This window comes from Cohnella herbarum (genome assembly GCF_012849095.1).
In the GTDB taxonomy this organism is placed as follows: Bacteria; Bacillota; Bacilli; order Paenibacillales; family Paenibacillaceae; genus Cohnella; species Cohnella herbarum.
Genome location: NZ_CP051680.1, coordinates 1,133,693 through 1,146,224, shown reverse-complemented (window position 1 = coordinate 1,146,224; position 12,532 = coordinate 1,133,693). Strand labels below are relative to the sequence as shown.

Here is a 12,532-nt window from a genome sequence, read left to right as displayed (position 1 = left end):
AAACGCTAGAAGCTCTATCTCTTAGAGAAGCTGTTTAAATCGCCAAGTGAAACTTATGAGGCACTCGATGACCGTCCGCGTAGCCGTCTTCCTCCAGTTCCGAGGACAGCGCTTCCGTCGGGCAAGCTTGCACGCATTTCAAGCAGCCTTTGCAATATTGATAATCGATCCCTTGCAGGAACATTTGCGGTCGGCCTTTCTTGTCCGCCTGCTCCTCCCACACGAAGCAGAAGTCCGGGCACACGTTGTCGCATGCCGCGCAATGAATGCACTTGTCGTCCGCGAAGTGCGGCATCATCCCCGCTCGCGAAATGCTTAGATCCTTCAGGATGCTGTTTCCCGGATTGACGACCAACCCGCCGATCGGCTGCGTCTCGTACCCAAGCACCGGCGTGTCCATTCGGATGAAATCCGGCATCGCGTCTCCTTCCGCTAACGAATACGATTGAAATTTCACTTCGTCATACCCGCGTTGGAACGTGTTTAAAGCCGGTTGTACGGCCGCCGGGTACTTTTTCTCCAAGGATTTACGAATAACGCCTTTCATGAACTCCGCGTCCAAAAATCCGCATAACCGGAACAATCCGCCTAACATAGCCATGTTCACGCGATTGTTCTCGCTCATGGAGATCCCGGTCGCGTCGACCACGGCGATAATGCCGCCTTTCAGTTTGAGCTGATCTTTAAGCTGAGCTGGCGATTTCTTGGAGTTGACAAGCACGATGCTGTCTTCGTACATCCCGGAAATAACGTTGATCGTCTTGGACAGGTTTTCATGAAAAATGCCGATCACATGCGGTCTTTCGACTGGTGACGTATCCCGAATCCGCGTATTGATATCGCAGAATCGAATGTGCGCTTTCACCGGCGAGCCTTTCTTCTCCGAACCGTAAGAACTGAAGCTGACTCCGTTCAATCCGACTCCCATGACTCCCGCTTCCGCTAGCATCTTACCTGCCAGATTGGCACCCAGCCCACCGATGGACTCCAGACGAATTTCAAAAAAGCCGAGCTCGTTTACCTTAGGCAGCATAACCATGACGTTCTGTAATCCCCTTTCGCGAGTAAATGGAGGATAATTCAGAAAATTGGCAATATACAAACATTAATTATTTCGCTATAAAAAGCAGAAATCCTCCCGTCGATGTGAAAATACGGCAAATCTTGCTGTCTTTCTCATACGGACAAGCTTGCTTGCAGATTCTGAAGGTCCTTCCATCCGATAAGTCTGACACGCTCTGCCTCGAGAGCCTCGCGAACCTCCTCGTCTTGCCAGAAGGCGATCTCCATTCCCCTTTTATCCGGATGACCGTGGAAAGCTCGAAGTTCATCCGTTGGCCGTGCCGGATGAGAGATCCACTCCGTTACGCCCGGCAATAAATTACGGATTAATTGGACGCCTTCCATCTTAACCGATTCATATGTTTCTCCCCAATTGAGGCGATATTCGGGGCCAAGCACGTAATCGGGAAGCACGATTCCGCGGTCGTCCGCTTGGCGTACCCTGATCTTAGCGCGATCGCTAAGCTCCGTCGGGATGACTCTGCCCCCAACCGGCATGAGAAGCCGAGGCAACCGGAAAGGAAGACCGTATCGCGCGCAGACGTCAAATGCGATCGGCAACAGATCCTTCCCCGAATGAAATCCGTATAAGCTGCCCATATGATTGTCGGCGTGCGATAACGTCAGACCCGATCTTAGCGCCGCTTCCGTCTGGGCGATCAATTCGTGCCGTACTTCTTCGGGGTCCGCTCTTCGCTCGACTTCGGAGATCGTTTCGGGAAACCATCCATCCCGCCCGCTCAAGCTACCCGTCGCACGGCTTCGGCAAATCGGCCCCCATCGATAGAGAGGCCATTCGCTAGTTAACGTCCAGTGAACCCCGACATCGGCATCCGGGGCGACGGATTGAATAAGCGCGGACGCATCCGCGGACCAAGAGCAGTTCATCATAATCGTAGTAGAGCTAATCTCCTTGTTCGATAATAGCTCGACAATCGTCTCGTTCACGCTGCGGCAAAGCCCGAAATCATCCGCATTCACGATCAGCAACTTTTCCTCTTTTCCGTAACCCAATCGCTGCGCCGTGTTCATCGTCCATCGCCTCCCTGCTACTATTGTATGATCGCGGAAGGCAGCATTAACCATTATGGAACCCAATATTATGGGAAAAGAGTCGGAAAATAAAAAGACGGAGAAAGTAAAAGCACTTTCTCCGTTCACGATATGCGATACTAACTCGTCTTCTCCGTCGAATCGAATCCCGCGCCTTGTTCCAGTTCGACCCGGTTCCTCCCGGAGCGCTTAGCTCGATACATAGCCTCATCCGCTAGACGGAAAAGTTGATCCGCATTATGGGCAAACCCCGGATAGTGAGAGACCCCGATCGAAAGCGTCACCGCGGAGCCTGTAGGACTCTTCGTTTCCGCCATAAATTTACGAATCAATTCCGCGTCCTCGATCGCCTTATTAAAATCCTCGTCCAACACCAGAACGACGAATTCTTCGCCGCCGAATCGGCAGCAAACATGATTTTCGCCAAACAAACGTTGCAAGGAGGACGCTAGATACTTGAGCACATCGTCGCCCTTGTCATGCCCGTACGTATCGTTAACTTGCTTAAAGTTATCCAAGTCCATAACCAACATGGAGAAGGAAGCTTTCTGCGCTATCCAATTTTGTACGAAATGATCCATCGTCCGTCTGTTGAATAACCCCGTTAACGGATCCGTCTGCGCTTCGATAGACAAGCTCTCGAATTGATAGCGGAAATGGCGTATCGCTCTGGCCAACGCTTTGTGGAGTACGTTAGCTTCATAGTTCCACGCGTTGATCTTAGGCAGTTCGTCCGAGCTGCTTTGAGTCGGAGACAGCAAGGTTGCAAACTGCGCCAATTTGGAAAAAGGAGCAGCGACTTTGCCAACGATCCAGTAGATAACGGCCATGAAAATTAGCAACGCAGGTAACATGTATAGCACGATTTTCATTACGAGTTTGCGGGTCGAATTCAAAACGACATCGGTTGGCGTCTGGGATACGATCCCCCATCCCGCTTCCTGAATGTAAGAATAGCTAGCCAGCATGTCGTTACCCTTCGTGTTGATAATGCGTTTCGTACCGCCGTTGCCAGCCATCAAGTCGTTAATAACTTCATTGCCGACGACGAGTTCGCCGATCCGATTCGGATCCGGATGGTAGAGCAAACGACCGGATGAGCTAACCACGTACGCATAAGTACCGTTATCTTGAGAAGGCGCGGTTCCGAGTATCGTCTGAAAAATATTAGTTTCGTGAAGGCGGATAGAACCGCCGATATAACCCGCATATTGGCCGTTGGCATCCTTGATCGGTTGACTGATCATGACGATTAATTTATTCGTCCCGGATAAGTAAGGCTCCGATATGAGCGGGCGCTGCTCCTTAATCGCTTGCAAAGTGCCTACTGAATTGACCTTGGTACCCCTCGCGCTCGGTTCTACGTTAGAGCCTTCGACAATGTGGCCGTTACTATCGACGATGAATACCGCGTTAAAAGAAGGATTGCCGCGTTGGAACCGTTCCAATTGCTCGTGAAGATCCTCTCGGGTTAAGTCCTTAGATAAATATTCGCCGGTGACTTGCAAGCTTTGTTTCATATTTACGAACAAATTGTTCACGGTATCCGATATTTTCTCCGTATACACGTGATTCAATTGAAACGTCGTTCGGGTAAGGGATTGCTTCTCGCTCCTGTAAGCAATCACCGTGCTAATCACAACCGTTGCCAATACCGCAATCAGAACGATGGTGTTGACCGTTGATCTTAGCGTCAAACCTTTCTTCGCTCGCATCTCTCCGTTAATCCCCCGTTAGCAATTTATTCGAAGATTCGTCTTCCGTGTCCGACTCGACAATTCGACGAATTTCTACAAGACCCTGCTCATTATTCAAGTTCATCATAATCCTCATCTATAATAACAGACATTGTCTTCTTTGGGTTGACGTTATGCGTTAATAATTGGAATTGATCCGGCATAATTAAAAATTTTGAATTTTTTTGTCGATCTCCTATAACGCGACAAGCCCCCGCAAATTTCTTCGGGGGCTTGTCGTCTTGCTATACTTCTTTATTCGTTCACGAGTCGTTCCAATCTTTTCGAGAACGTATTTACCCAGCTAGCGGACAACGCGTCCACGGCTAATAATTTGCGCAACCCATCGATGTCCTCGCGATCCTTATGCATGACCCGGTTAGCTTCCTCGACCGTGATCCTGTGCGGATGAACCTGAAGCGGGAGCAATTCGTCGCCCGTCTTCACTTCGCCTTGCTTCAGCACGCGGAAGTAAAATCCCGTCGCGCCGCTAGTCGTAACGAGCAGCGGAAGCTCGTCCAAGCCCCACCGCATGGCCAGTTTCCAGCATGGCTGGCGAGGCTGACTGATCTGTACGACCGCAGTCCCGATACTAAAGGTGTCTCCAATATGAACTTGCGATTCGTTCATATGCGCAACCGTGAAATTTTCCCCGAACGCGCCGTATTCCAAGGAACGATCCAGCTTGGCTTCCCAGTGCTTATAATGATCGTAACTATAAACGCAAACGGCTTTGTCGACCCCGCCGTGATGAACGAGATCGGCTTGCTCGTCTCCTTCGAACCCAAGCTCGCCGAGCGCTAGCGCACGGTCGACTTTACGCTTATCGATTCCCGACGTCGTTTCCTTGCCTTTGTAAGTACCCGACCGTACTTTACCGATATTTAATGATATTAACGGGTATGCGGATAACAATAATTCGTTGGTTTCCAAGGGTAATCGAATCTCCTTCACGCGATTTGTCCAGTCGATTGAATAAGCGCGGCTCGCAAACGCCACGCTAACTCATGTAACATCATCGATGAACGAAAGGTGGACGGGCATGCCTACTTCCAAACGACGAAGAGAAAGCACTTGGAAAAGCCGCAAGCAGAACCAACAACCTCACGGTAAAATCACTTCGCTGCATGAGTTGGCGAACGAAACGAATCCGGAGGGGAAAACCGATCCGACATCGTAGTTACCGAGCAAGCAAGACTTGACGCCAACAGCCTTAATCATCTGCTGGCGTCGGGTTTTTACGTTAATCGGATTTTCTCGGAAGCGGTTAATCTTCTTCCTCTGATGTTGATAATGAGCCTGCCGTCTTGCATCCCCCATATTTCGTCGGCGAATTTCTCGGCAAGTTCCACGCGGTGCAACGCGGCGACGATCGTCGTTCCTTTGTCGTGGCACAGCTTCTTTAACGTTTTCATCATTTCTTCCGACGTATGCGGGTCCAAGCCGGATACCGGCTCGTCCGCAAGCACAAGGCGTGCGCCATGGACGAGCGCGCGCGCGATGGCGATCCGTTGGCGTTCTCCCCCGCTCATCCTCTCGACCACTTGCGAGGCGCGCTCCATCAGGCCAACATGTTCAAGCATATCCATAGCGCCCATATGATCGTCACTACGCACCATGCCCGTAACTCTGCGCCATAGAGGCGTCTGTTCCGAGGCTCCGATCAGCACGTTTTTGAGCGCCGTCTTTTTCTCGTACATAAGCGGCTTCTGTTCCAGATAAGCGATTTGCCGGCGAAACTTCATCTTGGCGAAGAAGCTGGCCTCCATGAGATCTTTACCGTCTACCTTGTATTCCCCCGAAGTCCATACTTCCTTCAGGGCAAGCGCCTTCAGCAATGCCGACTTGCCGCTGCCGCTAGATCCGACGACCGCGATGAAAGTGCCCGGTTCAAGACGAGTATTCACATGATCCAATATCGTTTTACCCTCGGGAATTTTACGTGTTAATCCAGAAATTACGATCATAGCTGCCATTTCCCCTCAATCAATATAAATCTAGTTTAAGCCATTATGTAATCTCTTGCCATACGAACAAATGTTTGCTATAATCAAAACAAGAACACATGTTCTAATTCATGTTTCTAATAGGTGGGATAATGGATGGTGAAATGCGAACATCTCCGTTACTTGGAACCTGCAAGAGGTTCCAGACCGTCTCGAGACTTAACCTTCAAATTTTACGACGACGGCAAGCTCGTCATCATCGACAACGACACCGGGAATACAATGAGCCCCCGCGAATTAACCGGGGGCAGCTACGACTTCTATGTCCGGCAACGCATACGTCTGATTAAACGCAACTTAGCCGAGAAGATTGTTAAATATGCTTAACGCTTGTTTTACGGAAGGTTTTTATTGATCCCGTTCAGGCTTGGCGGATATCGAAGCATCTTTCCGATTTGCGCTGCTTGCTCTGTGTCTTTAGCCTTCATGTTGTTCCGTTGCTCGATCTGACTTTTGTTTTTAGTCATTCGTTATCACCTCCAGCCCTTCGGTGAACCGAGGGGTTTCTTTGTAGTTTTCCTCTTTCCTCTCATTTACAAACCCGATTTATCGCGCCATAATGAAAAAGTACAACAAAATAATGCATGATTACCGGCAGCCGACACGTTTAAACCGACCTCCGGATATTCTGATTGATGTCGGATTTCGCATTAGAGTTAGGAGCATCCGTATGAAACAAAAAATCATGTTCGACCTTGACGATACGTTAGTCCATTGCAATAAATACTTTCATTTCATTTTGGATCAATTTGCCGACTTGTTGTACGCATGGTACTCTTCTGCCGGAATTACTCGCGCGCAGATCATAGCTAAACAATTGGAAATCGATATCGCCCGGGTTCAAGTTCATGGATTTAAGAGCGAGCATTTCCCGCAATCCTTAATCGACACTTACCGTTACTATCAGAACGTAACCGGGCGCTCGGCCTCGCCTGTAGAGGAAGATAAGCTGTGGAAGCTCGGAAACAGCGTGTACGAGCTTGACGTCGAACCGTATCCAGCTATGGATGAGACTTTGGACTCCCTTGCCAGCAGCGGTCATGAACTGCATCTGTATACCGGCGGCGATTCCCTTATCCAATATCGTAAAATCGAGAGCATGAATCTTGAACGCTATTTCCAAGATCGGATCTACGTCCGACTGCACAAAAATACCGATGCGTTAGAACAAATATTGAAGGATGGCAAGTTCAATAGAGCGACTACGTGGATGATCGGAAATTCGATCCGTACCGATGTTCTCCCTGCCCTCCATTGCGGCATTAACGCCGTTTATTTGAAACAGGAAACGGAATGGACGTTTAATGTGTTACCGATCGACGCCAAACCCAGCGGGGCGCTATTGACCTTAACGGAGCTGCCTCAAGTTCCTCCCGCCATCGACGATTACTTGAACGAGTTCGGGATGAGAATATCCGGTTAAGCACCGCGAACCTAAGACGATTCCCCTTTCCCCTAACGACAAAGCCGGGCAAACTGCATGAGCAGTTCGTCCGGCTTTGTCGTTACTGGGATTTAGGTAGATTATTTAATTTATCGAATATTTTTCGAACGCCTACCGACCATAGAGGATCCTCGGCATACGTTTTATTAAACCAAGTAAACGGATCATGTCCTTCCGGTCGGCTTTTGGCAAGCTTCACGATAAGTCTGGATGCGATTCCCGCGGAATTATGAATGTCGGTATTATATTCCATCCAACTGTGGCCAACGTTAAAAGGATTGTTAGCGATCAGCTTGGCGTCTTTGCTCGTCTTAGGAACGAATCCTTGCTCCTGCCCGGTAATCGCGAACAGCAATAGCGGATGGATGTCGTATTCCCTCGCGTTGTCTACGATTGCGCTGAAATAAGGATCTTCGGCGAGCATCGAATCTCTGCTATTCAAGTAGGCTTTTAATACCTTTGCGTCGATTTCCGTATATTGTAGCCGTTCGGGCATACCGACGTCCGGCAGCGGTTCAGGCAACTTGGCGACGACCTGCGGCACGATCATGCTCTCGGATTCCGCGGCTTCCGGTTTCTGGATAACGAAGCCGATACCCGTACCGCCAATTACGATGATCGCGGCTAACATAGCCATTACGGGGATCTTGGTTAACCATTTGCGGAGCGTCGCTCCGGATGGCGGATTACCCTGCTCGAGGACGACCGGCAACTCTTGCACCAGAGCTAATCCATTAGCCGAGCTTCGGACTAATCTGGAAGCCAATTGTTCTTCGTTCCACTTGCCCGGGGCGCGTTCGTTTACCCAGATAAGAATAGGCTCTAATATTTGTTCTCCGAAGGCGCTATCGTCCGAAAATAATTCCGCGCACAGATCCAATACGTCCTCAGGCTGTACGTCTCTCTGTTCGCCTAGCAAGCAGCGGGCGATCAGCCGGTCTACCATTTGATTTTTCATCGCATCCGGTACTTTAGGCAAGCGCTGCTGCAACGTTCTGCGAATGGCGTCCGCCACGATTTCCGCCCTGCGATTGCCGGGAAGAGGTGCATACTTCGTATGTACGTATCGACGAATCGTATTAATATCCGTCGGCGTAAGCACCGCCGCGCTATCCATGACTTCGCCCCCAGTCGACCAATGAATGCTTCATCAGTGTACCATAGAGGAAAGTTTTGGGGGAAGCCTGTCCATCGAACCATTTGCAGACGGCATACGTGAATTAACGCGACAAGTCGCTAAATCCCGACGGTAGATGCCGCGGAGGTAATCGCCGAATGAACTTCTTCGGACCGAATAAACGCGTTAATCTGATCTTTCTCCCATTCCGTCAATTGGTATTCGCAATCGCAACCTTCATCCAACGTGACCAGCTGTATCGGATGACCGTCGTGCGTGCAGATCGCCATGATCGTAAAATCGATCAAATCGAGCGGAAGCGGCGTAAGCTCCGATGTCTCCACCTTTATCGTGACATCGACCCATTGGTTATCCCGGCGCTCCGCTTCGAATTGAAATCCGATAAATTTGAGCTCTTTCCATTCTTCGTCACCGTATCGAATCATGCGTATTGCTCCTTTCTCGCGAGAAGAGGCCGTTCCAAGTCTGTCGGAACGACCTCATCTGCTCGTTACATTGCGATTGCGATTAAGGAAGCTGCGTGCTTCCCATCAAGTACTTGTCGACTTCGCGAGCCGCTTCGCGACCTTCGTTGATCGCCCAGACGATCAAGCTTTGTCCGCGTCTCATATCGCCCGCCGCGAATACTTTATCGACGTTCGTCGTATATTTGCCGTATCTTGCTTTAACGTTCGTGCGACGATCCGTTTCCAAGCCAAGCTGGTCGATGATCGTACGTTCAGGTCCTTCAAAACCGACCGCCACGAGAACTAGATCCGCTGGCCATACTTTTTCCGAACCCGGAATTTCTTCGTAAATTTTGCGACCTTGCTCGTCCACGTAACGGCGAATTTGCACGGTATGCAGCTCTTTCACGTTACCGTTCTCGTCGCCGACGAATTTCTTCGTCAACACGGAGAAGGCGCGGGGATCTTCCCCGTACAAAGCTTTCGCTTCCTCATGCGCGTAATCCAAAGTATACACGTTAGGATATTCCGGCCAAGGATTGTTTGCCGCATCGCGCTCTAACGGAGCTTTAGCATGAGTACCGAATTGCGTAACGCTTGCGCACCCATGGCGCAATGCGGTTGCCACGCAATCCGTTCCCGTATCTCCGCCGCCGATGACGATTACGTTTTTATTGTGCCCGGAAATATAAGTTCCTTCCTGCAGGCCGTTGTCCAGATAGCTCTTGATCGTGCTATTCAAGTAGTCCATCGCTTGGTAGATCCCTTTAAGCTCATGCCCTTCGACGTTACCGATCGGCCGGGCTTTCGTGGCGCCGCCGCACAGTACGACGGAATCGAATTGCTCAAGCAGCTCTTGCGAAGAAATATGTTTGCCGATTTCCGTGTTCACGACGAATTGCACGCCTTCCGCGGCAAGCAAGTCCACCCGACGCTGAACGATATCCTTTTCCAGCTTCATGGAAGGAATCCCGTACGTCAGAAGTCCGCCGACGCGATCCGCTCTTTCGTAGACCGTTACGGTATGACCCGCTTTGTTCAGTTGGGCTGCCGCCGCCAATCCCGCAGGTCCCGAACCGACTACGGCGACCTTCTTGCCGGTGCGCGTCTTCGGAGGCTGCGGAACGACCCAGCCTTCCTCGAATGCGCGGTCGATGATCGCTTGCTCGATCGTCTTGATCGTTACCGGATCGCCGATCAGCCCGACCGTGCAGGAGCCTTCGCAAGGAGCCGGACAAACGCGTCCCGTAAATTCCGGAAAATTATTCGTCTTGTTCAGCCGTTCGTAGGCTTCTCTCCAAAGGCCGCGATAGATGAGGCTGTTCCATTCAGGTATCAAGTTATTGACCGGGCAGCCGGAGACGCTTCCCCCAAGCTCTATTCCGGTATGACAATAAGGGGTCCCGCAATCCATGCAACGAGCGCCTTGCGTGCGAAGCTGCTCTTCGGAAAACATCCGGTGAAATTCTTTCCAATCCTGGATTCGAGTAAGCGGGTCGCGGTCGCTAGGAAGTTCCCTTTTATATTCCATAAATCCCGTAGGCGTGGACATCTTCTTTTCCTCCATCTGTCGGTTTCTTCGCTTGTGCGTCTTTGCAACATTTGTTGTCGATGATAGAACATCCTATCAAAAGAAACATGCAGTCAGAATGGATTATCCGTAATATTGTTTGTACTATTTCGCAATTGCCCGTTCATAGACGCAAAATGCAAAGGGCAGAAGGTTTTTATCGTCTTGCGTTCCCACTTCCCGAGAGACGAGCTTCCATTCCTCACGGTCGAAAAAAGGAAAATAAGTATCCCCTTCGAAATCCTGGGCAATCTCCGTCAATTGCAATCGATCCGCGATTCCAAGCGCCTGTTTATAGATATCCCCGCCGCCGATGACCATTAACTCGTCCTCGCCGTATTTGGCGATGGCTTCGGGAATCGTTCTGACCAGCTCGCAGCCTTCCGGAGCTTCTTGGAGCGTCCGCGACAAGATGACGTTAGTCCGGTCTTTCAAGGGTTTCCCTAATGATTCAAAGGTTTTACGGCCCATTAAAACCGGTTTGCCGATCGTATGTTGCCTGAAATATTTCATGTCGGCAGGCAAGCGCCATATCAATTCGTTATTGTTGCCTATTACCCCGTTGGAGGCAACCGCCGCTATTAAAGTAATGGTCATTTGTCGCCCTCCTCGTCCGCAAATTGTTCATTGCGCATTTAACTATCGGAAATATCAATTAAACGGCTACCGGAGCCTTAATTCCCGGATGATGCTCGTAACCGACGAATTCGAAATCCTCGAACTTATAATCGAAGATGGAGTCGGGCTTACGTACAATATTCAGTTGAGGCAACGGAAGCGGATCCCGCGTTAATTGCAGCTTCACCTGCTCCAGATGATTGCTGTAGATGTGGACGTCTCCGCCGGACCAGACGAATTCTCCGACTTCCAGGCCGCATTGCTGGGCGATCATATGGGTTAACAAGGCATACGAAGCGATATTAAACGGTAGCCCTAGGAACGTATCGACGGAACGCATCGTAAGCATGCACGACAGTTTGCCGTCCGCGACATAAAACTGGAATACGAAATGGCAAGGGGGAAGCTTCATTTCATCGATGACCGCGACGTTCCACGCGCTAACGAGATGCCTCCGGGAATTCGGATTATTTTTAATCCCGTCCACGACCTGCTGAATCTGATCAATGACTCGGCCGTCCGGAGTTTCCCAAGCACGCCATTGCGAGCCGTATACGGGACCTAAATCTCCGTTCTCGTCGGCCCACTCGTCCCATATCCGCACTCCGTGCTCTTTCAGATAATGAATATTCGTATCGCCTCTCAGAAACCACAACAGCTCGTGTACGACCGATTTCAGATGGATTCTTTTAGTAGTGACAAGCGGAAATCCTTCCGATAAGTCGAACCTCAATTGCCTGCCGAATACGGATAACGTCCCCGTACCCGTCCGGTCTCCTTTTGACGTGCCGTTGTCCAACACATCTTGAAGTAAATCTAAATAATTGCGCAAGGAAAACACACCTCGACGTAGGATTTTGTTGTTTATTGTACCATCCGGCTTGTCACTCTGTCGACGAGAACCGCTGGGACCGCCTTTTCTTGCGTTGTTCGTAACGCTCGGGCGCGCTGTCGAATAGCTTCCGCTCCGCTTCGTTATCGGGGATTACAGGCGGTACGGGAACCGGTTTGCCATTCTCGTCTACCGCTACGAACGTGGAGAAGGCCGTGCAGGTCACCCTTCGGTCGCGCGTGAACAGGTTTTCCGCCCGAACGACCACGTATACCTCCATGGAACTGCGGTTCGTCGAGGTAACGAACGCTTCCAATTCCACGGCTTCCCCCATTCGGATCGGCGCCAGAAAATCGAGGCTATCCGTGGAAGCCGTAACGACGGGTTTGCCGCAATGTCTCATCGCGGAGATCGCGGAAATTTTATCGATGTATTTCATTAACGTTCCGCCGAACATCGTCCCATGATGGTTCGTATCCGTCGGGAAGACGAGTTCCGTCATAATCGACCGCGATCGGCTGACCGGTCTTGCTTCCTCGCTCATAAGCCATCTCTCCTTTGGCGAATGCCACTCTTTAATCATATGAAATAAACCTTTATGAAGGAGCTTCGCGCAGCGCGAGAAGC

At 50.5% G+C, this 12,532-nt stretch carries 15 protein-coding genes; 3 read left to right on the top strand and 12 right to left on the bottom strand.

What is annotated here, in order from left to right; all coding sequences use genetic code 11:
- Positions 1 to 34: 34 nt before the first annotated feature.
- The 4 genes from HH215_RS04860 to HH215_RS04845 form a co-directional block, all read right to left on the bottom strand.
- Positions 35 to 1,039: a 2-oxoacid:acceptor oxidoreductase family protein gene (locus tag HH215_RS04860; RefSeq protein WP_169278885.1), complete on the bottom strand. Its 1,005-nt coding sequence runs from the start codon at positions 1,037 to 1,039 to the stop codon at positions 35 to 37.
- A 137-nt stretch (positions 1,040 to 1,176) separates the two neighbouring features.
- Entirely contained in the window at positions 1,177 to 2,094 is a 918-nt protein-coding gene (locus HH215_RS04855; protein ID WP_169278884.1) for a polysaccharide deacetylase family protein, read from the bottom strand.
- Between the two features lie 140 nt (positions 2,095 to 2,234).
- Positions 2,235 to 3,830, bottom strand: coding sequence for a sensor domain-containing diguanylate cyclase (locus HH215_RS04850; RefSeq protein WP_169278883.1), 1,596 nt, complete (start codon positions 3,828 to 3,830; stop codon positions 2,235 to 2,237).
- Between the two features lie 276 nt (positions 3,831 to 4,106).
- Positions 4,107 to 4,784, bottom strand: a complete 678-nt coding sequence (locus tag HH215_RS04845; protein ID WP_254450365.1) for an MOSC domain-containing protein — start codon at positions 4,782 to 4,784, stop codon at positions 4,107 to 4,109.
- Positions 4,785 to 4,893: 109 nt separating this feature from the next.
- Here HH215_RS04845 and HH215_RS04840 point away from each other — a divergent pair, with 109 nt between their 5' ends.
- Positions 4,894 to 5,031 carry a DUF6254 family protein gene (locus tag HH215_RS04840; RefSeq protein WP_169278882.1) on the top strand — a complete coding sequence of 46 codons (138 nt, stop codon included), beginning with the start codon at positions 4,894 to 4,896 and terminating at the stop codon, positions 5,029 to 5,031.
- 58 nt (positions 5,032 to 5,089) lie between these two features.
- On the opposite strand, the gene HH215_RS04835 is transcribed toward HH215_RS04840, so the two are convergent.
- Positions 5,090 to 5,818 (bottom strand): phosphonate ABC transporter ATP-binding protein, encoded by a 729-nt coding sequence (locus HH215_RS04835; RefSeq protein WP_169278881.1) that lies wholly within the window; start codon positions 5,816 to 5,818, stop codon positions 5,090 to 5,092.
- 135 nt (positions 5,819 to 5,953) lie between these two features.
- Here HH215_RS04835 and HH215_RS04830 point away from each other — a divergent pair, with 135 nt between their 5' ends.
- A complete protein-coding gene (locus HH215_RS04830) occupies positions 5,954 to 6,184 on the top strand; it encodes a hypothetical protein (protein WP_169278880.1) in 231 nt (76 codons plus the stop codon).
- Between the two features lie 8 nt (positions 6,185 to 6,192).
- Here the strand turns inward: HH215_RS04830 and HH215_RS36690 are convergent, their stop codons facing one another.
- Positions 6,193 to 6,324, bottom strand: a complete 132-nt coding sequence (locus HH215_RS36690) for a hypothetical protein (protein WP_256376698.1) — start codon at positions 6,322 to 6,324, stop codon at positions 6,193 to 6,195.
- Positions 6,325 to 6,527: 203 nt separating this feature from the next.
- Here HH215_RS36690 and HH215_RS04825 point away from each other — a divergent pair, with 203 nt between their 5' ends.
- Positions 6,528 to 7,280: an HAD family hydrolase gene (locus HH215_RS04825; protein WP_169278879.1), complete on the top strand. Its 753-nt coding sequence runs from the start codon at positions 6,528 to 6,530 to the stop codon at positions 7,278 to 7,280.
- 82 nt (positions 7,281 to 7,362) lie between these two features.
- On the opposite strand, the gene HH215_RS04820 is transcribed toward HH215_RS04825, so the two are convergent.
- From HH215_RS04820 to HH215_RS04795, 6 genes are all read right to left on the bottom strand, one after another.
- Positions 7,363 to 8,418 carry a hypothetical protein gene (locus tag HH215_RS04820; RefSeq protein WP_169278878.1) on the bottom strand — a complete coding sequence of 352 codons (1,056 nt, stop codon included), beginning with the start codon at positions 8,416 to 8,418 and terminating at the stop codon, positions 7,363 to 7,365.
- A 119-nt stretch (positions 8,419 to 8,537) separates the two neighbouring features.
- Complete coding sequence (locus tag HH215_RS04815; RefSeq protein WP_169278877.1) at positions 8,538 to 8,864, bottom strand: hypothetical protein; 327 nt, start codon at positions 8,862 to 8,864, stop codon at positions 8,538 to 8,540.
- A gap of 82 nt (positions 8,865 to 8,946) precedes the next feature.
- Entirely contained in the window at positions 8,947 to 10,437 is a 1,491-nt protein-coding gene (locus HH215_RS04810) for a glutamate synthase subunit beta (protein ID WP_169278876.1), read from the bottom strand.
- A gap of 123 nt (positions 10,438 to 10,560) precedes the next feature.
- Positions 10,561 to 11,052, bottom strand: a complete 492-nt coding sequence (locus tag HH215_RS04805) for a dihydrofolate reductase (protein WP_169278875.1) — start codon at positions 11,050 to 11,052, stop codon at positions 10,561 to 10,563.
- Positions 11,053 to 11,110: 58 nt separating this feature from the next.
- Entirely contained in the window at positions 11,111 to 11,905 is a 795-nt protein-coding gene (gene thyA / locus HH215_RS04800) for a thymidylate synthase (RefSeq protein WP_169278874.1), read from the bottom strand.
- Between the two features lie 52 nt (positions 11,906 to 11,957).
- The gene (locus tag HH215_RS04795; RefSeq protein ID WP_169278873.1) at positions 11,958 to 12,449 is read right to left on the bottom strand and encodes an acyl-CoA thioesterase; all 492 of its coding nucleotides are present in this window, start codon (positions 12,447 to 12,449) and stop codon (positions 11,958 to 11,960) included.
- Positions 12,450 to 12,532 lie beyond the last annotated feature (83 nt).